The sequence below is a fragment of the Geobacillus sp. JS12 genome (assembly GCF_001592395.1).
Taxonomy (GTDB): Bacteria; Bacillota; Bacilli; order Bacillales; family Anoxybacillaceae; genus Geobacillus; species Geobacillus zalihae.
Genome location: NZ_CP014749.1, coordinates 2,447,647 through 2,471,458, shown reverse-complemented (window position 1 = coordinate 2,471,458; position 23,812 = coordinate 2,447,647). Strand labels below are relative to the sequence as shown.

The following is a 23,812-nucleotide window of genomic DNA, read 5'->3' as shown; positions in this document are numbered from 1 at the left end:
TAAAATAGATACGTTGTCATTTTCAACGTCCATGGCTAGGGAAGGGGTCATATGTCAACATCGAAACTGCTGCGCGGCACGTTTATTTTAACGGCTGGCGTGATGATTTCTCGCCTTCTTGGTTTATTTTACGTCATCCCGTTTTACCATCTTGTCGGCGAGCGCGGCGGGGCGCTGTACGGATACGGCTATGTGCCGTACCAAATTTTTTTGAGCTTGGCGACCGGTGGGCTGCCGGTGGCGGTGTCAAAGTTTGTGTCGAAATACAACGCGCTTGGGGAATACGGCGTCGGCTATCGGCTCTTTCGCTCCGGCCTTGTCTTGATGATCGCAAGCGGCATCGCCTCATGGCTCATTTTGTACGCCCTGGCGCCCATCTTGGCGCCGCACGTCATCGATGCGAAAACGAACGTCAACTCGGTCGACGACGTCACGGCCGTCATCCGCGCGGTCAGCTTTGCGCTCCTCATCGTGCCGGTGATGAGCTTGATCCGCGGATTTTTCCAAGGACATGAGTCGATGGGCCCGACGGCGCTGTCGCAAGTCGTCGAACAAATCGCGCGCATCGCGTTTTTGCTTGGGGCGTGCTACGTCATTTTGCGCCTGATGGACGGCTCGATCGTCTCCGCTGTGAGCGCGGCGACGTTTGCCGCGTTTGTCGGGGCGGCGGCGGGGCTTTTGGTGTTGCTTGTCTATTGGTGGAAGCGGCGTCCGTATTTGCAGTCGCTGCTTGCGCGTGACCGCGGCGAAGCGGACGTGCCGCTTTTGGCGATGTATAAAGAGCTGCTTCTTTCTTCGATTCCGTTTGTTTTTGTCGGCTTGTCGATGTCGCTGTACCAGCTCGTCGATCAGTTTACGTTCAATCACGCGATGGCGGCGGCGGGCCGCGGGAACATCTCGGAGCACGCGTATTCCGTGTTCAACATGTGGGCGCAAAAGCTCGTCATCATCCCCGTGACGCTCGCGACCTCGTTCAGCTTGGCGCTCATCCCGACGATTACGAAAGCGTATGTCGCGCAAGATCGGAAAGCACTGCGGCAATATTTGAACCAGACGTTTCAAGTGCTCATGTTTTTAACGCTCCCGGCGGTGATTGGCATGGCGGTGCTTGCAGGGCCGGTGTACAGCTCGTTTTACAGCTATGATCCGCTTGGTGAACAAGTGTTGCGCTGGTACGCGCCGGCGGCGATTTTGTACGCTTTGTTTTCTGTGACGGCGGCGATCATGCAAGGCATCAACGAGCAGCGGTTTACGGTCGTCAGTTTGACAGCCGGCTTGCTTGTGAAGCTTTTGCTCAACACGCCGCTCATTATGAAATGGTCGGCCGTCGGGGCCATTGTGGCCACGATGGCGGGCTATTTCGTCTCGGTGGCGTTCAACTTATGGGTCATTCAGCGCCGCACGCGCTACCGCTATCGGTTTGTCGCCCGCCGGACGGCGTTTATGGCCATCTTGACGGCGGTGATGTCAGCGGCGGTTATGGGGGTCGAGGCGCTGGCGTCCCGATGGATCGATTACCGCGCCGGCACCGCTGAATCGGTGGGCGCTGTTTCCATCGGCGCAGCGGTCGGGGCGTCCGTCTACTTGTTTCTCAGCATCCGCTCCGGGTTGTTTTCGGCGCTGTTTGGCGACCGGTTTGCGTTTTGGCGCCGGAAAGAGAAAAAGGCGGTATCGTAGACAAGGGTGTATGGGGGATCGGCCGTTTCCTAGAAGCGGCTCATTTAGGCCGGGAGCCCGGCGGACGGCGCTTCTTGCGAACATCGCGGCGCCCGAGCGAAAGGGTTCGACGACGGCTGTTTTTCGCCCTCCCCCATGCCGTTCGGCTTGCGGCAAAAAAAGAAGAAGGCGGTCGTCCCCGCCTTCTTTCTCCATTTCGCTTACGACAGGCCGAGCCGGCGTTCGATGCGATCGAGGCGGCTTTCCACCCGGTCGAGCCGGCGGTCGAGCCGTTCGACGGCCCGCTCAAGCCGTTCGATGCGCCGCGCCCAGTTGGTGAATGGCCCGCCTGGGTATCCGGGCCAAAATTGGCTGGCTGGCGGCTGTTGACGGTAATCATCCAACGTTGGGACATAATAGTAATATTCATTCATCGGCAAATCCCCCTTCTTGATGTTTCCTTCACAGTGTATGGGGGAAGGCGGAAGCGGACTAGATGAACGCCTAATGAAGGCCATATTTTTAGGAGGGAGATTTGTGGAGCTGCGCATTGACAAGCTGCTCGCCCATATGGGGTATGGGACGAGGAAGGAAGTGAAAAAGCTGCTCAAGTCCGGAGCGGTGAAAGTGGACGGCGCGCCGGTTCGTGATGCGAAAACGAAAGTGCGGCCGGATGAGCAAATCGTGACCGTTTGGGGAGAAACGGTCGAGTACAAGCCATTCATTTACTTGATGATGAATAAGCCTTCGGGGGTCGTTTCCGCGACGGAAGATGCCGTGGAAGAGACGGTCGTCGATTTGCTTGAAGAAGAAGACCGGGCATTTTCCCCGTTTCCGGTCGGGCGGCTTGACAAAGATACGGAAGGGCTGCTGCTCTTGACGAATGACGGCCAGCTCGCCCATCAACTGTTGTCGCCGAAAAAACACGTGCCGAAAACGTATTTTGCCGTCGTGGACGGGGAAGTGACGGAAGCGGATGTCGCGGCGTTTCAGCGCGGCGTCGTCCTTGATGACGGCTATGAAACAAAGCCGGCCAAGCTCGTTGTGTTGAAATCCGGCCTTCGTTCCGATGTCGAGGTAACGATCACCGAAGGGAAGTTCCATCAAGTGAAGCGGATGTTCCAAGCGGTCGGCAAGCGGGTCGTCTATTTAAAACGAATTCAAATGGGGCCGCTCGCCCTTGACACGGATTTGGCCGTCGGCGAGTATCGGGAATTGACGGACGAAGAGGTGAACATGTTGAAGCAATACCGGCCAGAGACGGACGAAAAAAAAGGAACCTGACGCGGTTCCTTTTTTATGGAAAAATAGTGGATATTCATCTGTGGAAAAATGGTTTGCGTTCATCTCCCATCTTGCCTACCCTATTGGCACCGGGTTTACGAAGAGATGCGCACTTTTTTGTTTGTGGTCGTCCATTTGCCCTTGCTTGGGCTGCGAACGAGATCGTTGTACATAAGCACGTTTAAGTCGCGCTGGATCGTTCGTGGGGTGGTGCCGAACTCATCAACAAGCTCTTGGGTCGTAACCGTTCCTTTTTCGCTAATGTACATATACACGGACTTGATGCGGGTAAGCATCCGATGTGTTGAAGGTTTCAAAAGACCACTCCCTATCTTAGCATCATTCGCATGGCACAACCGACCGCTAGCAGATGAGAGATGTCTTTGTCTGTTTACTACCATTGTACACGAAATGAGAGGGAAAATGCTACCCGGTTGCCTCTATTCACGAAAAATTTCAACATTTTGTCATGAAACGGAAATCGATTTGCAACGAATGAAACATTTTGACTTCCTGTTTTTGATATGATACGTTGGCAACAAAGGGTGTTGAATAAGGAAAGGAAGAATGGCGTTGAACATCGACTGGATGAACGAAGCGAAGAAACGAAAAGACGATCTTGTCCGCGACGTGCAAGCGCTTGTCTGCATTCCGAGCGTCCGCGATGATCAGCAGGCGCAGCCGGGCGCGCCGTTTGGGCCCAAGGTGGCCGAGGCGCTTGAGCATATGCTTCGCCGCGGCCGGGAGGAAGGGTTTCGCGTCAAAAATGTGGACGGGTTTGCCGGGCATATCGAAATGGGGATGGGGAGAAACTTGTCGGCGTGCTCGGCCATATCGACGTCGTGCCGCCTGGGACGGCTGGACGATGGATCCGTTTGCCGCTGAGGTGCGCGATGGCCGCCTTTACGGGCGCGGGGCGATCGATGACAAAGGGCCGACCGTCGCGGCGTTTTACGCCTTGAAAATCGTCAAAGAACTCGGCTTGCCGCTCCGCAAGCGGGTGCGGCTTATCATCGGGGGCGATGAGGAAAGCGACTGGCGGTGTGTGGAGCATTATTTCCGTCATGAAGAAATACCGGAGGTCGGATTTGCGCCGGATGCTGATTTTCCGATCATTCATGCCGAAAAAGGAATCATTGACGCCGATTTGTCGTACCGCCCGCTTGAATCGGCGGAGGCGGAAGGGCTCGCGCTTGCCTCATTCCAAGCCGGGCGCCGCTACAATATGGTGCCGGATGCGGCCGAAGCGGTGGTGGAAGGAGCGGGACGGACGGAGGAGCTGCTTGGCCTCTATGAACAGTTTTGCCGGGAGCGCGGCGTAAAGGGGAGCATCAGGCAAAGCGAAGGGGACGTCGTCTTTCAATTGGAAGGGGTGTCCGCTCATGGCGCCGAGCCGGAGCGCGGCAAAAACGCCGGCGTCTATTTGGCGCAGTTTTTGGCGTCGCTTCCGCTCGATGGCCGAAGCCGGCCGTTCGTTCAGTTTGTGGCCTCCGCCTTTTTCGGCGATGCCCGCGGCCGGCGGCTTGGCCTTGCGTATCGCGACGAACAAAGCGGCGACTTGACCGTCAACGTCGGGGTGCTGTCGTATGACCGGCGGCATGGCGGAACGATTGGGCTGAACATCCGCTATCCGGTGACGGCCGACGGCGAGGCGATCCGCCGGACGCTCGCTGGCGCCGCGGCTGAACATGGATTCGCGCTCAGCCGGTTCAGCGATACGAAGCCGCATTATATCGACCCGAGCCACAAGCTTGTCCGCACGCTTCAGCGCGTCTACGAAGAGCAGACGGGCGAGCCGGCCCGGCTTTTGGCCATCGGCGGCGGCACATACGCCCGCGCCTTGACCGCCGGGGTGGCGTTTGGCGCGTTGTTTCCGGGCCGTCCGGATGTCGCCCACCAGAAAGATGAGTATATCGAAATCGACGATTTGGTGAAAGCGACGGCCATTTACGCGCAGGCGATTTACGAGCTGGCGAAATAAACGGCGGTCCGCCGCCCCGGCGAAAAAGAGAGCGGGGCGGGCGTTGTTTGAACGAAAGGGGGGACGGGATGGAAGCGGCGTTCAAACGGGAGGCGGCGGTGCGAAAACAGGTGTTTCCGCTCTTTTATTTTTTGATCTTTTTTGCTTTTGGCGCTTTGTTTCCGCTTTTGTCCGTCTATTTGCAAGAAGAGGCGCGCCTTTCGGGGCGGCGATCGGCTGGATCATGTCGCTTCCCCCGATCGTGACGATGGCGGCCCAGCCGCTTTGGGGCACGGCGGCCGATTATACGCGCAAACCGGTCGAACTGTTGACGCTGGCGCTCGGGGTGACAGCGCTGTTTGGGCTTCTTTATTCGCTGGCCGGAAGCTACCGGGTGTTCGTCGCCTTGACCGTGCTGCTGTCGGCGGCGCAAAGCGCGATCGTTCCACTCTCCGACAGCATCGCTCTTCATCATGTGCGCCGCTCGGGCGGAAACTACGGAGCGATTCGGCTTTGGGGATCGATCGGGTTTGCCGCGGCCGTGTTGGTTGTCGGATGGCTGTCCGATCATGTCGCGTTTGCGGTCATTTTTTACGCCTTTTCGCTGGCGCTGCTGGCCGCGTTGGTTTTGGCCGCCCGCCTGCCGCGCTACCCGATGGCGGCGCCGGGGGCGTTGACGCTTCGGGATGTGCGCCGGCTGCTGTCCGTCCGCTCGTTTCAGCTCCTGCTTGTCGCAACATTTTTGCTGTTTGGTCCGATTTTGGCCAATAACTCGTATTTCGGGCTGCTCATTCATGAGTTGGGCGGGACGTTAACTGGCATCGGCCTCGCCTTTTTGTTTGCCGCCGGCAGCGAGGCGCCGTTTATGAAAGCGGCGGATCGGCTCATCGGCCGTTTCGGCATGGTGCGGCTTCTTCTATTGGCTGCGCTCATCTCCGCGGTTCGCTGGCTGTCGTACGCGGTCGACCCGCCTCTTTGGTTTGTGTATGTAACGACGGTCGTCCAAGGCTGCTCGGTCGGGCTGGCGATCCCGACGGCGCTTCAATATGCGCGCCGCTTGGCGCCGGAGCGGGTGCAGGCGACGGCCGTGGCGTTATACTCAGCGGTCGGCAATGGCCTTGGCGCGTGGTTTTGCACGCTGGCGGGCGGATATTTGTTTGAGCGTTGGCAAATCGGCGCTGTCTACTTGTTTTTTAGCATCTGCACGATCGTGGGTGTGCTCGTGCTCCTTTTGCTCGCAAAACGAGAACGAACGGCAGGTGAAGAGAAGTGAAACGAAGCCATTATTTTATCGCTGTTCCGCTGACGTCTGAAGCGAAACAAGCCATTGCCCGATTTTCGGGGGATGCGGCGTTGTCGCTGCCGTTTCGCACATGGGTGCATGAAGAGGACTATCATATCACCCTCGCGTTTTTAGGCGATGTGCCGCCGAAAAAAATGGCGCCGCTGTGCGAAGCGATGGCCGCCGTCGCCGCCAAAAGCGCCCCGTTTTCCCTCGCGCTTGCCGGGCTTGGGACGTTCGGAGAGCGGACGGCGCCTCGCGTTTTTTGGCAAGGAGTCGAAACGGAAGAAGCGTTGAATGGATTGCGGCGCGACGTGTATGAAGCGTGCATGAAGCTTGGGTTTTCCTTGGACCGGCGTCCGTTTGCCCCGCATATTACGATCGCCCGCAAATGGCAGGGAGCCGAACCGTTTCGCCCGGATCGCCTCCGTTCGCTTGCCGCGGCCAAGGTGGTGTTTTCGGTGCCTGAGATCGTGCTGTATCGGACGAATATGGAACGGACGCCGAAGTACGAAGCGATCGCCGTGTTCCCGTTGCTTGGCGCGCCGATGAATGACCGGGAATAGCAGGTGAAACAATGGGACAGCTCGTGAAACTCATGGATTGCATTTCCCGTTACGAAACGGATGTGTACTATTATGTACCGGAATTCATCCGGCTCAAGCAGCGGCAATGGGAGCAGGCAAAAGCGCGGTGGCAAGCCGAACGAACGGCTGAGGAGAGCGGATGGCTTGAAACGGGCGAGACGTGGGATGTTTGGCTTGACAAACCGTCATGGTGGGAACGGCTGACGAAACGATGGCGCCGCCGTGCCGCGCTTACGGAAGAAGAGACGTTTTCTCTTGCGCCGATGGCTCGTCCGGCGGCTACTCTGGAGGAATTGAAACAGCAGTTTTTGGATGAGTTGTTCGAGTTGCAGCTGAAATGGGCGAGTTCCACGATGATGTACGTTTCCTCCCTCGATGAAGCCGTGTATGGCGATGAGACGTTGAAATATTTTTTGCAACGGTTTCCGGATACGCATTTATGCTTTTACCGGCCGGTGGCGATGGTCGGCAAGGCGCCGGTGGAGCTGGAGACGATGATGTTGACGCCATCCGCGCTCTGGTGCATTGCCTTTGTCGAAGGAAGGCCGGACAACATCGTCAAGGCGTCAACCGGCCGGTTTTGGGTGGAACAGGCCGGAACGAACGAAACGAGGCTGGTCAACCCGGTCGTGTCGCTGCGGCGGACGGAGCAGATCGTTTCGGAGATTTTTCGCAAACATGGGGTCGATTGGCCGATCCATCTCGTGCTGTTAAACCGCTCCGGCTACATTGACAGCGGCGGTCTTTTTCCGTTTATCCGCTATATTGATAAGCGAAATTATGACGAGTGGTTTTCCCGCCTGCGCCGCTCCGCTCTCCCGCTTCGGCACGGGCAGCTGAAAGCGGCTGAGGCGCTGCTTCGCCATTGCGCCAGCTTTTACGACCGCCGGCAAGACGAGAATATGAGCGGCGAGGAAGGGCAACAATAGAAACATCTGTGCATCGATAGGGCGACCGGCCGATGATTTGGCACCGCCCTTTTTCTTTTACGTATGATGGTATTAACGGGAGAAAAAAGGGGTGAACGCACATGCTTCACATCAGCCGAACGTTTGCCGCCTATTTGGACGAGATGGATCAAATCGTTGTGCTTGCGCCGAAATCGCTCGGTTTTGATGGAATGGCGCCATTTACGCTCGTGGCGCCGAGCGGCGAGGAGATTCCGCTGTCCGTGCAGCACGTCGAGGATGTTGGGGAGACGGTGAAATATGTGTGCCGGTTTGCGTCCGCATTCGAGTTTGGAGCGACATACTGGGTGCGTTCTTGCCGCGGGGAGGAGACCGATGTTCAAATCGGCGCCGTTGTGCGCACTCCTGCATTTGATGATCGGTTTTTCTATGATGGGCCGTTAGGAGTGGAGTATTCCAAAGAACAGGCGGTATTTCGCGTATGGGCGCCGACCGCCACCGCGGTCAACGTCAAGCTTGTTCATCCGCATCTCGGCGAGGTTCATTGCGTGCCGCTTGAGCGCGGCGAGCGCGGCGTATGGTCAGCCGCCGTCCCCGGCGATTGGGAGAGAGCGTGTTACACGTATATCACCTGCATCAACCGCGTATGGCGCGAGGCGGTGGACCCGTATGCGACTGCTGTTTCGATCAATGGCGAATTCGGCGTCGTGATCGACTGGGAGAAAACGAAGCTGGCGCCGCCCTCTTCGCCGCTTCCGCCGCTCTGTTCGCCGACGGATGCCATCATTTATGAACTGAGCATCCGTGACTTTACGAGCCACCCGGACAGCGGCGCCGTCCATAAAGGGAAGTATCTCGGGCTGGCTGAAACGAACACAAGCGGGCCGAACGGGACGGCCACCGGGCTTTCGTATGTCAAAGAGCTGGGCGTCACCCATGTGCAGCTCATGCCGTTTACCGATTTTGCCGGGGTTGATGAGCGCGACCCACAAGCGGCTTACAACTGGGGATACAATCCCCTTCATCTATATGCGCCGGAAGGGAGTTATGCGACCGATCCAGCGGATCCATACGCGCGCATCATCGAGTTGAAACAGACGATCCGCACGTTGCATGAAAACGGATTGCGCGTCGTGATGGATGCGGTCTACAACCATGTCTACGATCGGGAGCAATCGCCGCTTGAGAGGCTCGTTCCCGGCTATTACTTCCGCTACGACGCCTATGGCCAACCGGCCAACGGCACCGGCGTCGGCAACGACATCGCTTCGGAGCGGCGGATGGCGCGCCGCTGGATCGTCGATTCGGTTGTATTTTGGGCGAAAGAATATGGCATTGACGGGTTTCGCTTTGATTTGATGGGCGTGCACGATATCGAGACGATGAAAGCGGTGCGTGATGCCCTCGACGCCATCGATCCGTCGATCCTTGTGTATGGGAAGGTTGGGACTTGCCGACGCCCCTTCCACCGGAACAAAAGGCGACGATGGCCAACGCCAAGCAGCTGCCGCGCTTCGCTTATTTCAATGACCGGTTTCGCGATGCGGTGAAAGGGAGCACCTTTCATTTGCCGGACCGTGGGTTCGCCCTCGGCAACCCAGGCGGCCGAGAACAGGTGAAGCTCGCCATTGCCGGGAGCTTGCGAGCGCTAGGCGGGCTGTTTTGCCACCCGCGTCAGTCGATCAATTACGTCGAATGCCATGACAACCATACGTTTTGGGATAAGATGGAGGCGGCCAACCATGATGAGCCGGAATGGCTCCGGCGGAAGCGGCAAAAGCTGGCGACGGCGATCGTTCTGTTGGCGCAAGGCATTCCGTTTTTGCACAGCGGCCAAGAGTTTTATCGGACGAAAGGCGGCGATGGGAACAGCTACCGATCGCCGGATGCGGTCAATCAGCTGGATTGGGGCGGAAAAGCCGCTATGAAGACGACGTCCGCTACGTTCAAGGATTGATCGCTCTTCGCCGCGCGCATGGCGCGTTCCGCCTCGCGACGGAAGCGGAAGTGCTGCGTCATTTCACGTTTCTTGAGCCGCTGCCGCCGTCGGTCATCGCCTATCGGCTGCATGATGTCGCCGTCTATGGGCCTTGGGAGGACATCATCGTCGTGCATCATAACGAGGAGAAAGAGACCGCCATTGCGCTCCCCGACGAGCGCGAGTGGGCGGTTGTATGCGACGGACAGCGATGCGGGACAACGCCCTTTGGCCAAGCGCGCGGCATGCTTCGGCTCGACGGCGTCGGCACATGGGTGCTCGTCCAGCCTGCGGGGTAATCGCTCAGACGGCGCGTGGGAATTGTCTCAAGGTTTGCAGAGGAGCGGTGGTGATCGATTTGATGAAACATGCCGCCGTTGAGACGAAACGGGAAAGGGCGGCCGACCGGAGTGGGAGCCGCGGGCGCTTCCGCTTTGGCAGTTTTAAGCAAGGCGTTTGCCGAGAAAAATGTTTGCATGCCGGAGCGGTATTTCAGTATAATACAAGTAAAATGGACGGAAGAAGGACGCGGCCTGGCCGTCCTTTTTATTTGGGCGCGAGAAGCAAACGGAGACGTTTCTATTTTTAAGTCGCAGGTGAACACGCTTGGAACAGTTACTAGGTAAGGAGTGGGAGATCACTCCCGCTGGCGGCGCTACAGGGGATGCGTATTTTGCGGAATATGAAGGAAAGAAATTGTTTTTAAAGCGGAATTCTTCTCCGTTTCTTGCTGTATTGTCGGCCGAGGGCATCGTCCCGAAGCTTGTATGGACGAAGCGGCTCGAAAACGGCGATGTGTTTACGGCCCAGCAATGGCTGAACGGCCGGGAGCTGAAGCCGTGGGAGATGGGAAGCGAGCAAGTGGCGGCGCTGCTAAGGAAAATCCATCGTTCAAAAGAGCTGGTGACGATGCTGAAGCGGCTCGGCAAATCTCCGCTGCGCGCGAAGAAGATGCTCGCTGCGCTCGCTGAGCAACAGCGGCGCCATCCGGCCGGTGGTTCTGTCGTCTGTCAGGCGCTTGACTGGCTTGAACAGCATGTTTCGTCATTGCCGGATGGCGAATATGTTGTCTGCCACTGTGACATCAATCATAACAATTGGCTGCTGGCCGACGATGGCACGTTGTACTTGATCGATTGGGACGGAGCGATGATCGCTGATCCGGCGATCGACATCGGCATGTTGCTTCATCTGTACATTCCGCGCGTCGAATGGGAAGCATGGCTCGACCGATATGGATGGGCATGGAGCGAGGAGCTTGGCCTCCGCCTAAAGTGGTATACGATCGCTCATACGTTGCACTCGCTGTTTTGGCCGAAAGGGAAGGACGGCCAAAAAGAAAAGGAGCAGTCGCTTCGGTTATTGAAGCGCGTCATGGTAGAGAGTTGACCAAGCGAGGCCTCAGCGTCCGAACGGCCGGCGCTGGGGGCGGCGCGATCGCTGCGTTCGGTTGTCGCCGCGCCGTTTGTTCCCGCTGTCGATGACGGAGACGCCGCGGTCAGGACAGCCCATTCACCCAATCGGCGAGCTGGCCTTGGTGGGCGGAAATGTGGGCGTTTAAGTCAGCGCTGTATTTCCCGCCTTGGCCATAAGCGTAAATATGGGGGAGAATTTGCTTGACTTGGCTGTTCACCTCATCGTTGGCGAGCAGCGATTTGGCGAGCCGTTCAATTTGTTCGCATTCGGAAACCGTTCCGCAGCAATCGAGCTGATGTTCGGATAAAATGTCGCGAAGTAAGGTCAATTGATGGTTATAGTCGAGCGGCATGCTGGTCACCATCCTTTCGCCAGGCTGTACGGTTTTATCATGCCCGGATCGAGCCGAGTTTATGATTCGAAACCGAAAAGACCCCCTGTTTCCACGCGTGAGCGTAGATGGGAGAGCGTTCAGGCCCGGGCGTTTTTTCGCGTTTGCTTCTTTGGCGCGAGTGTGGTATCGTCAAACCAACAAACGGAAACAAGGCTGAGGTGTCAATATGCGTTTGCGCAACAAACCGTGGGCGAAAGACAAAATCGCCGCGTATCCGCAATACGTCATTCCCGATCCCGAAGCAAAGCGCGGGCGATGGCGCGAGCTGTTCGGCCGTGATCGGTCGATCCATGTCGAGATCGGGACGGGGAAAGGCAAATTTATCACGGAAATGGCCAAACTTCATCCGGATGTCAATTTCATCGGCATCGAGCTGTACCCGAGCGTGCTCGTGTCCGCGCTTGACAAACTGATCGAAAGCGGGCTCGCGAACGTCAAGCTGCTGAACGCCAATGCGAAAGATCTGACTGCGTTTTTTGCCGACGGGGAAGTGTCGCGCCTTTATTTGAACTTTTCCGACCCATGGCCGAAAAAGCGGCACGAAAAGCGGCGGCTGACGTATCGGGGCTTTTTGGCGCTCTATGACCGCATTTTGGCGGAAGACGGAGACATCCATTTGAAAACGGACAATCAATCGTTTTTCGAATACTCGCTTGTCAGTTTGTCGCAATATGGGTTTGTGCTCGCATCGGTCCAGCTCGACTTGCATCAAAGCGGCATGACGGACAATGTCATGACAGAGTATGAGGAAAAATTTTCCTTAAAAGGAAACCGCATTTACCGATGCGAGGCGGTGCGCCCGCCGCGGCGGTCGTCATAGGCCCGAACCGATTGGTCGGGTCTTTTTCTATTTCCGATTGATGGAGAAAATGGTACACTAGTGGAGGGGGAGAGAGGAAATGGAACAGTTGCGAATTGGACAAGTCACCTTGACATGGTTGCAAGGCGGCGTCACCCATCTTGACGGCGGGGCGATGTTTGGCGTCGTGCCGAAACCGCTTTGGTCGAAAAAATATCCGCCGAACGACAACAATCAAATCGAGCTGCGCACCGATCCGATTTTGGTGGAAGCCTATGGAAAACGGCTGCTCATTGAATCCGGCATCGGCAACGGCAAGCTGACCGACAAGCAAAAGCGCAACTTCGGCGTCACGGAAGAATCAGCGATTGATGAATCGCTTGCCAAGCTCGGGCTGACGCGGCGCGACATCGACATCGTCATCATGACCCATTTGCATTTTGACCATGCGTGCGGATTGACCGTTTGGGAAGACGGACGGCTCGTGCCGGCGTTTCCGCGCGCGGCGATCATCACCTCGGATGTCGAGTGGGAGGAAATGCGAAACCCGAACATCCGATCGCGCAATACGTATTGGAAAGAAAATTGGGAGCCGATCGCGGATCAAGTCGTTCCGTTTACAAAGGAAACGGAAGTCGTTCCTGGCATCCGCCTCATCCATACCGGCGGGCATAGCGCCGGGCATGCGATCGTGCTCATCGAATCAGACGGGGAGATGGCCATTCATCTTGGCGATTTGCTTGGCACGCACGCCCATCAAAACGTCCTTTGGGTGATGGCGTACGACGATTACCCCATGGATTCGATTTTTGCCAAACAGCGATGGCTCCCGTACGGCGTAAAGCAAAATGCGTGGTTTACCTTCTACCATGATGCCTACTATCGGGCTGTGAAATGGCAGGAAGACGGGACGATGGCCGCCGCCGTGAAGCGGGTGCGGCCGCTATGACAGCGGCTTGGCGTCCACGATGGTTCCCGTGTAGGCGTTGATGAAAAACTCGTCATCCCCGTCGTCGCGGCAGACGCCGCCGCGGTATACGGTGTACGCCAGGCCGTTTTTCTCATACCGCTCCGGGGCGGATTGAATCCAGGAACCGCGGATGGCGCGCGGACCGCCAAGCGCGCGTTTGGCCATGGCCAGCGCTTGTTCCGGGGCAAGGAGCGCCGGTTTGGAAGCGGAGCGGATGGCATAGACGACGGCCGCACCGACGGCGGCGCCGACGAGCCACTGTTTCCAAGCCATGTTTCTTTCCTCCTTCTCGCTTTGATACGGTTTAGTATAGCCGATTTTGGCGGAACATGTAAGAAGGACGGAAAGAAGGTTCATCACCAAAAGATGCACTTGACTTTTAAAGACAAACATGATAGCAATGTTGCTCAAAGAGATGTGTGGTATAAAAAGGAAAAATGCTATTTTGATTGTCTTTATCATAATCGTCTTTCTTTGTCAAGTACACTTTGTGGTGAAGAGCCGGAAAGAAACGGAACGGTGAAATCGAACATAGAAAGGGAGACGCGTGATGAATGAGGACACGCTGCAATTATTCCAAACGTTGACCGAGCTTCCAGGCGCACCGGGTTATGAACATCCGGTGCGGCAGTTTATGCGCAAAGAGCTCGCGAAATACGCCGATGACATTGTGCAAGACCGCCTCGGGAGCCTTTTCGGCGTCAAACGCGGCGATGAGGCGGGCCCGACGGTGATGGTTGCCGGCCATATGGATGAAGTCGCATTTATGGTGACGGCGATCACCGACAATGGCATGATTCGGTTTCAGCCGCTCGGCGGCTGGTGGGATCAAGTGCTGCTCTCCCAGCGCGTGCAGATTATCACGGACGGAGGGCCGGTCATCGGCGTGATCGGGTCGATTCCTCCGCATTTGCTTGATGAGGAGCAACGCAAGAAACCAATGGAGATGAAAAACATGTTGATTGACATCGGAGCGGAAAGCCGTGAAGATGCCGAACGAGTCGGCGTCCGCCCCGGTCAGCCGATCGTGCCGGTCAGCCCGTTTACGGTGTTGGCCAACGGAAAAACCGTGATGGCAAAAGCGTGGGACAATCGGTTTGGCTGCGGGTTGGCGATCGAGCTGTTAAAAGAGCTGAACGGCGAAACAGTGCCGAACGTCTTGTACGCTGGAGCGACCGTGCAGGAAGAGGTCGGGCTGCGTGGGGCCCAGACGGCGGCAGCGATGATCAACCCGGATATCTTTTTCGCCTTGGAAGCCAGCCCGGCCAACGACATGTCCGGCGACAAGCAGGCGTTCGGCCATATCGGCAAAGGGGCGCTCATCCGCTTGTACGACCGGACGATGATTACGCACCGCGGCATGCGCGAGTTTGTGCTTGACACCGCGGAAACGATTGGCGTCCCGTATCAGTTTTTCATTTCCCCAGGCGGCGGAACCGACGCTGGGCGGGTCCATATCGCCAACCGCGGCGTGCCGTCGGCCGTGATCGGCATTTGCGCCCGCTACATTCATACGCATGCGTCGATCATTCATATCGATGATTACGCGGCGGCCAAACAGCTCATCGTTGAGCTCGTCAAACGGTGCGACCGGACGACGTTCGAGACGATTCGCCAAAACAGCTGAGGAGAAGCGAACGCTTCTCCTTTTCCATGACAAGGAGGGCACTGGATGAAAACTGTTGCGGTCGGAACGAACAACGAAGCGAAAATCGCCGCCGTTCGGGCGGTGCTTTCGGAAAAGGAATACCGCATTGTATCGCTTGAGGTGCCATCAGGCGTTTCCGCACAGCCGCTGTCCGATGAGGAGACGCGGCTTGGCGCCATCGGGCGCGCCAAACGGGCGCTCGAAGCGGCGGAGGCGGACATCGGCATCGGATTGGAAGGCGGCGTGACGAAGATCGATGGGCAATGGTGGCTGTGCAACTGGGGGCGCTCGCTGACCGAAACGGAGTGGTGGTGGCCGCCGCCGGCGCCCGCCTCGCCCTCCCGCCGGACGTCGGGGCCGGCATCGAGGCGGGGCGCGAGCTCGGCGACGTGATGGAAGCGTACACCGGGAGGAGGAACGTTCGGCGGAAAGAAGGTGCGGTCGGCGTACTGACGAACGGGCGCGTTGACCGATCGGCGATGTTTTCCCACATCGTCGAGCTTTTGGCCGGTCAATATGAATGGCTTTGTCAAAACGGGGCGTTCCATGTATGATAAATAACGAACGGTCATGCCGATGATGGCGGCCGGCTGAATGAGCGGGCCGCGTTCCACTAAGGAGCTGGATCGAGCGGCCGGCAAAGCGAGGGGCGGCGCCAAACGGTGAAAACGCCGCGCGGGCATGGCCAGGCATTGTCAACGCCGGATGCGCCCTTGGCCAAGCCCCGGCCGAAAGGGGGAAACGGAAGGCACGGGCGCCGGCAAAACAAGGAGGAACACGAATGAACAGCCGGCAAATGTATGAGAAGATTAAAGAACGTCTCGTCGCCCACCGGCACTGGACGTTTCGCTTTGACGCCAAGCAAGACGCGATGCGCGTCGAAGACCGCCGCACGAAAAAAGGCGTCACGATCTCGCTTCCCGGCGTGATTGCCAAATGGCACGAACAAAAAGACGAGGCGGTGCGCGAAGTCGTTTATTATGTGGAGCAAACGTTGAAAACGATGGAGGAAGACGCGGCGCTTTCCGGCAACGAGCGGAACATTTATCCCGTCATTCGCTCGGCGTCGTTTCCGACGGAGACGAAAGAAGGCATTCCGTTGCTGTTTGATGATCATACAGCCGAAACGCGCATTTACTATGCGCTTGATCTCGGCAAAACGTATCGCTTGATTGATGAGCGCATGCTGGAGAAAGACAACTGGAGCCGCGAGCGGGTGAAGGAAATCGCCCGTTTCAACGTCAGGTCGTTGCCGACGCCGGTGAAAGAGGACCGGGTGGCGGACAACGTGTTTTATTTTGTGAACACCAATGACGGGTATGATGCGAGCCGCATTTTAAACGAATCGTTTTTGGCCGATATGCGGGCGCGCGTGGAAGGAACGATGGCCGTCGCTGTTCCGCATCAAGATGTGCTTGTTATCGCTGATGTGCGCAACGACATCGGTTATGACGTGCTCGCGCAAATGACGATGAGCTTTTTTGCCGGCGGCCGCGTGCCGATCACGGCGCTGTCGTTTTTATACGAAAATGGGAAGCTTGAACCGATTTTCATTTTAGGAAAAAAACGGAGAACGTAGCGACAAGGAGGAAGAGAGCGATGAACGTGTTTTACAACCGAGAAGGGGTCGGCGACGTGTTGCTTGTGTCGCTGAAACCGGCGGCGGATGAGGAACGGACGTTTGTCAGACAAAGCGATGTCGTCCGCATCATGTCCGAACGGACGGGCGAGACGGTCGGCTATAACATTTTTTCCGCGTCTTCGTACTATCCGTTTTCCGGCAACGGTCCGCTGGAAGTGAATGAGGAGCTCGTCGGCGTCATCAACGACATCTTGGCGAAAAACGGTTTTGACGAACCGATCGAAGCTGACTTGTCGCCGAAGTTTGTCGTCGGATATGTGAAAGAGAAAACGAAGCATCCGAACGCCGATAAATTGAGCGTCTGCCAAGTCGATGTCGGCGGTGAGGTGCTGCAAATCGTCTGCGGAGCGCCGAACGTCGCCGAAGGGCAAAAAGTCGTCGTCGCCAAAATCGGCGCCGTGATGCCAAACGGCCTCGTCATTCAAGAAAGCGAGCTGCGCGGCGTCCGGTCATCCGGCATGATTTGTTCAGCCCGCGAGCTTGGGCTGCCAAACGCCCCGCAGGAGAAGGGCATTTTGGTGCTGTCCGATGAGTATGAGGTCGGCCAGCCGTTCGTTTTTTGACGTTCCGACGGGCGGTGCAGACGGATTCCGACTGTTGTTTCGCCACTGGAACGACGCCAGTGGCATTTTTTCCGACAATGAAGGCAAAGAAAGAGTGACGTGATGGATGAAATTTTGGAAACGATGGCTTCGTTTTCTCACGAGCGACGAGGAAGAGGAAGGGAACGAACAGCGAACGAATTCCCGGCTGTCGGCCGGCATGCCCGAACGCGGCGCGGTGAATGTCATTTACCAATATCCGCAAGGCCGCTTCCGCTTTCCGTTGATTCCGGATGACCAGCCGGGTGAAAATCGGGAAAGGCCGGGGCGGGCGAAAAGCGAGGCATCCCGGCCGCTGCCGAGTCGGCGCCCGTCAGCTGGCGTTTCAAGGGAAATAGCGGAAAAACGGCCGTTCCGCCCGTCTGATGTGCCATCCCCGGTTTTTGGATATGATCGGAATCGGGGGAAACAGCGGCAACGAGCGGATGAACCCGAGCTGACCGGTGCGGGGGGCATGGAGAATCGGAGCGATGAGGCGGTTCGGGAAGAGGCCCTCCGCGGAGAAGCGACACGGCGAGACGCGCGAGAGGGAACGGAAAGCCGGGCGGCTGAACCGCCAAAAGAAGAGGCGCCTTTGGCCAAGGGGCAGAGGAATGGAACGAAGACGCGAGCGGAGCGATGCCCGCGGCTGTTATGGAAACGGAAGGAAAACATGAGCTGGCGCCGGCGGCAGGGCAGGAAGAACGTGATGCCGAGGCGGATGAAAAGAAAGGGCAGGAGCTGGACGAACGAGGCAACGAACGCGCGCCGCACGCAACAGACGGCGGCTTGGAGAGCGAAGGACGAGGGGTGCCGTCACAGATGAGGAATGGCGACGGAGGGAGCGCTTCTTCGACAGAACAGCGGGAGAAGACCCCAGATCGCGAAATCCGTCACTCGGCGGCGCCTGTTCGCCGAGAAGAGGCTTCCCGTCCCGAACGAACGCGCATCCCGTATAATGTGATCATGTTAAAGCAAGATTGGCGCAAACTCGAAGAAAAAGCGGCGAATCGATCGAACGGCTGCGTACTGCCGCCATTGGCGCTTCTTGAACCGCCCGAGAAAGCGGCCGAACGCGACGAGCAGTGGCTTCGCGACCAATGCCAGCGTTTGGACCGGACGTTTGCGAGCTTCCATATCGGCGCCAAAGTCGTTGGGGCGACGCAAGGACCGACGGTGACGCGGTTTGAAGTGCAGCCGGATTTAGGAGTGAAAGTGAGCAAGATTACGAGTTTAATCGATGATATCAAACTCAGTCTGGCGGCGAAAGATATTCGCATCGAGGCGCCGATCCCGGGAAAACGGACGATTGGCATTGAAGTGCCGAACCGAACGAGCCGTCCGGTGCGCCTGCGGGAAATTTTAGAAAGCGAAGCGTTCCGTAAAAGCCCATCGCCGCTTACCGTGGCGCTTGGACTTGACATTAGCGGTGCGCCGGTCGTGACTGACATCCGAAAAATGCCGCATGGGCTGATCGCCGGGGCGACCGGGTCGGGAAAAAGCGTATGCATGAACGCGATGCTTATCAGCATGTTGTATAAAGCAGCGCCGCACGAAGTGAAATGGCTGCTCATTGATCCAAAAATGGTCGAACTGGCGCCGTACAACGGGCTGCCGCATTTGCTCAGCCCGGTGATCACCGAGGCGAAGGCGGCGGCGGGGGCGCTCAAGTGGGCGGTCGGCGAAATGGAACGGCGGTATGAACAGTTTGTCCACGCCGGCGTGCGCGATATTGAAAAGTATAACGCCCATCTTCGCGAACGCGGAAGCAACGAGCCGCCGCTGCCGTACATCGTCATCGTCATTGATGAGCTCGCCGACCTGATGATGGCCGCCCCAGCCGATGTCGAAGAATCGATTTGCCGGCTGGCGCAAAAGGCGCGGGCGTGCGGCATCCATTTGTTGATCGCGACGCAGCGGCCGTCGGTCGATGTTCTAACCGGGTTGATCAAGGCGAACATTCCGACGCGCATCGCGTTTTCCGTCTCCTCCCAAGTCGATTCGCGCACCATTTTAGATGTGAATGGGGCTGAGCGGCTGCTTGGGCGCGGCGATATGCTGTTTTTGGAAAATGGTTCGGCTAAGCCGGTGCGGCTGCAAGGCTGCTTTATTTCTGATGAGGAAATCGAGCGGGTGGCAGCGCACGTGAAAGAGAAGCAAGGCCCATCCTATCTGTTTGATCCGGACGATTTTCGGCAAACGGCGTCGATGGGCGGCGAGGATGACGAACTGTTCGAGGAAGCGTGCCGGTTTGTCATCGCCCAAGGAGGGGCGTCGACATCGAGCCTGCAGCGTCATTTCCGCATCGGCTACAACCGCGCCGCCCGGTTGATCGAGATGATGGAGGAACGAGGGTTGATTTCGGAGGCGCGCGGCAGCAAACCGCGCGATGTGTTGATGAGCAAGGACGAGTGGGAGCGCTGGCGCGAGCAGAACAGCTGAGGGCGGGCGGTAGTGTTTTGCCTCCTTGCGTGCTATAATGAGGAAATGAAATGGATGGTGCACCGCAATGAGAGAAATGGCAAAACGAGATGGATATCATATACTGTCTTACAGAGAGACGATGGTTGGAGGGCTTAACGATGACAGCTTACCATTTTGTAGGCATTAAAGGCACGGGGATGAGCGCGCTCGCGCAAGTGCTTCATGACCTTGGCTATACGGTGCAAGGGTCGGATGTAGAGAAATGGTTTTTCACGCAAAAGGCGCTTGAAGAGCGGGGAATCCCGGTGCTGCCTTTTTCGAAAGACAATATTCGCCCAGGTTATACGGTCATTGCCGGCAACGCATTTCCGGATACGCATGAGGAAATCGAGGCAGCCCGTCAGCTTGGTGTGCCTGTCATTCGTTACCATCGCTTTTTAGGCCAGCTGGCAGGCAAGTTTACGAGCATCGCGGTGACCGGTTCGCATGGAAAGACGACGACGACGGGGTTGCTTGCCCATGTGATGCAAGGAGCCCATCCAACGTCCTATTTGATCGGAGACGGCACGGGAAAAGGAGAGCCAGGGAGCAAATACTTTGTGTTTGAAGCGTGCGAATACCGCCGGCACTTCCTTTCCTACTTTCCAGATTATGCGATCATGACAAATATTGACTTTGATCACCCGGATTATTTTGCCAATGTCGACGATGTGTTTTCCGCTTTCCAGCAAATGGCGAATCAAGTGAAAAAAGCGATCGTCGCCTGCGGGGATGATCCGTATTTGCCGAACATTCAGGCGAAAGTGCCGATTTTGTTTTATGGATTCGGCGAAGAAAACGATTTTCAGGCGCGCAATATCGTCAAGACGACGGAAGGGATGGCGTTTGATGTGTTCGTGCGCAACACATTTTTCGCTTCGTTTGCCATTCCGCGCTTCGGCGATCATAACGTATTGAATGCTCTCGCCGTGATCGCCCTCTGCCACTACGAAGGGGTGGATGCGGGCACAATCGCCAAGCGGCTGCAAACGTTTGAAGGCGTGAAGCGCCGCTTCAGTGAAAAAACGGTCGGGCGCCAAGTGCTGATCGATGATTATGCGCATCATCCACGCGAAATTACGGCGACATTGGAGGCGGCAAGGCAAAAATATCCGGGGCGCGAAGTGGTGGCGATTTTTCAGCCGCATACGTATACACGGACGCAGACGTTTTTGCGCGAGTTTGCCGAAAGTTTGCTGCAAGCGGACCACGTGTATTTGTGCGACATTTTCGGCTCGGCGCGCGAACATGAGGGCAAGCTGACGATCCGTGATTTGCAGGCGCAAATTCCGCGTTCCCAGTTGCTTGAGGAACAAAACGTAGCCGTGTTGAAGCAGCATCAAGACGCGGTGTTGGTGTTCATGGGCGCCGGCGACATTCAAAAGTTTCAACAAGCGTACGAACGGGCCGTTCTTTCCGCCTGACGGCCGACAGGGAACGGGCTGTGATGAAGATGGCCCGTTTTTCCTGTTTCAAAAAGGAAGCCGTCTTTTCTATGTCGAAGTTTGAAAGCGGGAAAAGATGGGTACAAAGGGAATGAAACGTTCGAATGGGCAAGGAGGGAATCGGGTGGAATGGCTTTTGTATGGAAGCGTGGCGCTCATCGCGCTTGCTTTTTTGCTGCTTGTCGTTTACATAGCCAAGACGCTCATCGTTTTGCAGGAAACGCTGCGCCGGCTGACAGCGGCGATCGACCATGCCGATGAGCAAGTGCAAACGGTGGCGAAAGAAGTTCGTGAACTTCTCCATACGGCTAACGGCATCGCCAGCGATGTGCAAAAAAAAGCAGAAACGCTAAATGGCGCAATCGAAGCGGTCGGAGAGATCGGCGGCGCGATCCGTTCGCTCAACCGCGCGCTTCGGCAGGCGGCTGCCGGTTTGTCGGCGCGGGCGGGCCTGGAGCAAGGAAAATGGGTGAAGGCATTGCGCTGGACAAATGTTTTGCTCGATTTACGGGAAAAATGGAGAAAAAAACAATCGTTAAAGGAGGGTGTATCGAATGGCGAAAAATAACGGTGGATTTTTGCTTGGCGCGCTGGTCGGCGGCATCGCCGGCGCGGCTGCTGCGTTGTTTTTGACGAGCGAAAAAGGGCGGAAATGGCTCGAGGAGTGGAATCATGCAGGCAGATGGGAGCCCGTAAAAGATACGGCTGCGGAATGGATCGAAACGGCGAAAGAGAAAACGAAGGAAATCGCCAGCTTCATTCCGTTGAAATCCTCGACGGCGCCAGCTGGCGGGGAAAACGATGGAGAGGAAGCCAAGAAGGCGACGATTCCGATTCCGCCATCCGCCGGGCCAGCCGACCGGGAAACGCTGCAAAAGCTGCTTGAGGAAGCCGAGGCGGCGCTTGATGACGCCGAGCAAAGCATCACATCGCGAAAAGAAGCGGAGTGAGAGAGATGGGAATGGAGAAGCTGGAGACGATCGAACAGTTTGACCGCGTCATGAAGGAAACGGAGCGTTTTTTGTTCGTCAAGCATAGCCTCACCTGCCCGATCAGCCAGGCGGCGTTTGGCGAATGCGAGAAGTTCGCCGCAGACCATCCAGAGCTTCCCATATATTGTCTGTACGTCCAAGAGGCGCGGCCGCTGTCCAACTATATCGCCGAAACGACCGAGGTGAAACACGAGTCGCCGCAAGTGCTGCTGTTTGAAAACGGCCGCGTCGTCTGGCATGCGTCCCATTGGGCCATTACGTATGGCGCGCTCTCGGAGCATGTCGGCGCTTGACCGTCCGCCTTTATTGCGGGCGGTTTTTTGCACACTTTTTGCTTTATTGCTTAAAAGCGTTTAATCAAAAAAGCATTTTTTTCGTGACAACGATAGCTCCATCGATTATAATAAACACTAATTAAACGACTTCGCTCTCCAAGACGGGGGCACCGCTTGCCGGCAAGCGGCGAAAACAATGCACGACACTTGGCGAAAGGATGAGAAAAGCATGAGCAATGAGAGATTAGACGAACTGCGGGCGCGAGTCGATGAGATCAACTTGCAGCTGTTGAAACTGATCAATGAACGGGGACGGCTCGTTCAGGAGATCGGAAAAATTAAAGAAGCGCAAGGGACGCACCGCTACGACCCGGTGCGCGAGCGGAAGATGCTCGACCTCATTTCCGAGCATAACGATGGGCCGTTTGAAACGTCGACGCTGCAGCACATTTTCAAGGAAATTTTTAAAGCGGCGCTTGAGCTGCAGGAAGACGATCACCGCAAGGCGCTCCTTGTCTCGCGGAAAAAGCATCCGGAAAACACGATTGTCGAAGTGAAAGGCGAGCGAATCGGCGACGGCAATCAATATTTCGTCATGGGCCCGTGCGCTGTGGAAAGCTATGAACAAGTCGCTGCGGTGGCGGAGGCCGTGAAAAAACAAGGGATCAAGCTGCTGCGCGGCGGCGCCTACAAACCGCGCACGTCGCCGTACGATTTCCAAGGGCTCGGCGTGGAAGGACTGAAAATTTTGAAACGGATCGCCGATGAGTTTGATTTGGCGGTCATCAGCGAAATCGTCACCCCGGCGGACATTGAAATCGCCTTGGACTATATTGACGTCATCCAAATCGGCGCGCGCAACATGCAAAACTTTGAGCTGCTTAAGGCAGCCGGCCAAGTGAATAAGCCGATTTTGCTGAAGCGCGGCTTGGCGGCGACGATCGAAGAATTCATCAACGCCGCTGAGTACATCATGTCGCAAGGAAACGGGCAGATCATTTTGTGCGAGCGCGGCATCCGTACGTACGAGCGGGCGACGCGCAACACGCTCGACATTTCGGCTGTGCCGATTTTGAAGAAAGAAACGCACTTGCCAGTGTTCGTCGATGTCACCCACTCAACGGGGCGGCGCGATCTGCTCATCCCGTGCGCCAAAGCGGCCTTGGCGATCGGCGCCGACGGCGTCATGGCCGAAGTGCATCCGGACCCGGCTGTCGCCTTGTCCGATTCCGCCCAGCAAATGGACATCGCCCAATTCAACGAGTTTATGGAAGAAGTGCGCGCGTTCCAACGTCAGTTCGTTCGGGCGTAAGAGAGCGAGGCCGGCAAAAAAGCAAGGTGCGACATTTCCACATGAAAAGACGTCCCATCGTGTTGGGGACGTCTTCTGTTTTGGGTGCAGATGGAAGTCGATTGCCGAAAGAAGACAGTGAAATGACGGCTTCTCTTTCATGCCGATGGCCGATTTCGGATAAACTACTCGTGAACGGTTTGTGAACAAACCGGCAAAATGGTTGCGATTTCGTTGCGAG

21 protein-coding genes and 3 pseudogenes are annotated in these 23,812 nt (G+C 56.8%); 20 read left to right on the top strand and 4 right to left on the bottom strand.

From position 1 onward, the window contains the following. The first annotated feature begins 51 nt into the window (after positions 1–51). Positions 52–1,677, top strand: a complete 1,626-nt coding sequence (locus tag A0V43_RS12085; RefSeq protein WP_063193177.1) for a putative polysaccharide biosynthesis protein — start codon at positions 52–54, stop codon at positions 1,675–1,677. Positions 1,678–1,877: 200 nt separating this feature from the next. Here A0V43_RS12085 and A0V43_RS12080 read toward each other — a convergent pair whose 3' ends face one another. Beyond that, a complete protein-coding gene (locus A0V43_RS12080) occupies positions 1,878–2,090 on the bottom strand; it encodes a hypothetical protein (RefSeq protein WP_063193176.1) in 213 nt (70 codons plus the stop codon). Between the two features lie 103 nt (positions 2,091–2,193). Between A0V43_RS12080 and A0V43_RS12075 the strand changes: the two genes are divergently transcribed. Beyond that, the gene (locus tag A0V43_RS12075; protein ID WP_063193175.1) at positions 2,194–2,940 is read left to right on the top strand and encodes a pseudouridine synthase; all 747 of its coding nucleotides are present in this window, start codon (positions 2,194–2,196) and stop codon (positions 2,938–2,940) included. A 95-nt stretch (positions 2,941–3,035) separates the two neighbouring features. Here A0V43_RS12075 and A0V43_RS12070 read toward each other — a convergent pair whose 3' ends face one another. Beyond that, positions 3,036–3,257: a DeoR family transcriptional regulator gene (locus A0V43_RS12070; RefSeq protein ID WP_008880936.1), complete on the bottom strand. Its 222-nt coding sequence runs from the start codon at positions 3,255–3,257 to the stop codon at positions 3,036–3,038. A gap of 347 nt (positions 3,258–3,604) precedes the next feature. On the opposite strand from A0V43_RS12070, the gene pepV reads away from it, so the two are divergent. From pepV to A0V43_RS12035, 6 genes and pseudogenes are all read left to right on the top strand, one after another. Then, the gene (gene pepV / locus A0V43_RS12065) at positions 3,605–4,921 is read left to right on the top strand and encodes a dipeptidase PepV (RefSeq protein ID WP_236930815.1); all 1,317 of its coding nucleotides are present in this window, start codon (positions 3,605–3,607) and stop codon (positions 4,919–4,921) included. A 68-nt stretch (positions 4,922–4,989) separates the two neighbouring features. Beyond that, positions 4,990–6,173 (top strand): annotated as a pseudogene (gene malA / locus A0V43_RS12060) (maltose permease). Next, a complete protein-coding gene (gene thpR / locus A0V43_RS12055; RefSeq protein WP_063193174.1) occupies positions 6,170–6,748 on the top strand; it encodes an RNA 2',3'-cyclic phosphodiesterase in 579 nt (192 codons plus the stop codon). Before malA ends, thpR begins: the two are co-directional and overlap by 4 nt. An 11-nt stretch (positions 6,749–6,759) precedes the next feature. Further along, positions 6,760–7,698, top strand: coding sequence for a hypothetical protein (locus A0V43_RS12050; RefSeq protein ID WP_063193173.1), 939 nt, complete (start codon positions 6,760–6,762; stop codon positions 7,696–7,698). Between the two features lie 101 nt (positions 7,699–7,799). Then, positions 7,800–9,954 (top strand): annotated as a pseudogene (gene pulA / locus A0V43_RS12045) (type I pullulanase). A gap of 307 nt (positions 9,955–10,261) precedes the next feature. Further along, positions 10,262–11,044 (top strand): phosphotransferase family protein, encoded by a 783-nt coding sequence (locus tag A0V43_RS12035; RefSeq protein ID WP_063193171.1) that lies wholly within the window; start codon positions 10,262–10,264, stop codon positions 11,042–11,044. A gap of 109 nt (positions 11,045–11,153) precedes the next feature. Here A0V43_RS12035 and A0V43_RS12030 read toward each other — a convergent pair whose 3' ends face one another. After that, complete coding sequence (locus A0V43_RS12030) at positions 11,154–11,423, bottom strand: YtzH-like family protein (protein ID WP_063193170.1); 270 nt, start codon at positions 11,421–11,423, stop codon at positions 11,154–11,156. 208 nt (positions 11,424–11,631) lie between these two features. Between A0V43_RS12030 and trmB the strand changes: the two genes are divergently transcribed. Then, entirely contained in the window at positions 11,632–12,285 is a 654-nt protein-coding gene (gene trmB / locus A0V43_RS12025) for a tRNA (guanosine(46)-N7)-methyltransferase TrmB (protein ID WP_063193169.1), read from the top strand. A gap of 79 nt (positions 12,286–12,364) precedes the next feature. Then, a complete protein-coding gene (locus A0V43_RS12020) occupies positions 12,365–13,213 on the top strand; it encodes a YtnP family quorum-quenching lactonase (protein ID WP_063193168.1) in 849 nt (282 codons plus the stop codon). Here the strand turns inward: A0V43_RS12020 and A0V43_RS12015 are convergent. Further along, the gene (locus A0V43_RS12015; RefSeq protein WP_063193167.1) at positions 13,208–13,507 is read right to left on the bottom strand and encodes a PepSY domain-containing protein; all 300 of its coding nucleotides are present in this window, start codon (positions 13,505–13,507) and stop codon (positions 13,208–13,210) included. The genes A0V43_RS12020 and A0V43_RS12015 overlap by 6 nt on opposite strands. 277 nt (positions 13,508–13,784) lie before the next feature. Here A0V43_RS12015 and A0V43_RS12010 point away from each other — a divergent pair, with 277 nt between their 5' ends. The 10 genes and pseudogenes from A0V43_RS12010 to A0V43_RS11955 all read left to right on the top strand — a co-directional run bounded on the left by A0V43_RS12010 (position 13,785) and on the right by A0V43_RS11955 (position 23,592). Beyond that, positions 13,785–14,861, top strand: coding sequence for a M42 family metallopeptidase (locus tag A0V43_RS12010; RefSeq protein WP_063193166.1), 1,077 nt, complete (start codon positions 13,785–13,787; stop codon positions 14,859–14,861). A gap of 45 nt (positions 14,862–14,906) precedes the next feature. Then, positions 14,907–15,436 (top strand): annotated as a pseudogene (locus tag A0V43_RS12005) (DUF84 family protein). Between the two features lie 227 nt (positions 15,437–15,663). Next, positions 15,664–16,461, top strand: a complete 798-nt coding sequence (locus tag A0V43_RS11995) for a DUF1444 domain-containing protein (RefSeq protein WP_063193165.1) — start codon at positions 15,664–15,666, stop codon at positions 16,459–16,461. Between the two features lie 20 nt (positions 16,462–16,481). Then, positions 16,482–17,087, top strand: coding sequence for a YtpR family tRNA-binding protein (gene ytpR / locus A0V43_RS11990; RefSeq protein ID WP_063193164.1), 606 nt, complete (start codon positions 16,482–16,484; stop codon positions 17,085–17,087). A 657-nt stretch (positions 17,088–17,744) separates the two neighbouring features. Next, a complete protein-coding gene (locus A0V43_RS20500) occupies positions 17,745–19,547 on the top strand; it encodes a DNA translocase FtsK (protein WP_269465482.1) in 1,803 nt (600 codons plus the stop codon). A 140-nt stretch (positions 19,548–19,687) separates the two neighbouring features. Beyond that, a complete protein-coding gene (gene murC / locus A0V43_RS11975; RefSeq protein ID WP_063193162.1) occupies positions 19,688–20,992 on the top strand; it encodes a UDP-N-acetylmuramate--L-alanine ligase in 1,305 nt (434 codons plus the stop codon). 145 nt (positions 20,993–21,137) lie between these two features. Then, on the top strand, positions 21,138–21,581 hold the full coding sequence (locus A0V43_RS11970; RefSeq protein WP_063193161.1) for a DUF948 domain-containing protein: 444 nt from the start codon (positions 21,138–21,140) through the stop codon (positions 21,579–21,581). Continuing rightward, complete coding sequence (locus A0V43_RS11965) at positions 21,568–21,963, top strand: YtxH domain-containing protein (protein WP_033006341.1); 396 nt, start codon at positions 21,568–21,570, stop codon at positions 21,961–21,963. The genes A0V43_RS11970 and A0V43_RS11965 overlap by 14 nt, the downstream gene beginning before the upstream one ends. Before the next feature lie 5 nt (positions 21,964–21,968). After that, complete coding sequence (gene ytxJ, locus A0V43_RS11960; protein WP_063193160.1) at positions 21,969–22,298, top strand: bacillithiol system redox-active protein YtxJ; 330 nt, start codon at positions 21,969–21,971, stop codon at positions 22,296–22,298. 211 nt (positions 22,299–22,509) lie between these two features. Beyond that, positions 22,510–23,592, top strand: coding sequence for a bifunctional 3-deoxy-7-phosphoheptulonate synthase/chorismate mutase (locus tag A0V43_RS11955; RefSeq protein WP_013144453.1), 1,083 nt, complete (start codon positions 22,510–22,512; stop codon positions 23,590–23,592). Positions 23,593–23,812 lie beyond the last annotated feature (220 nt).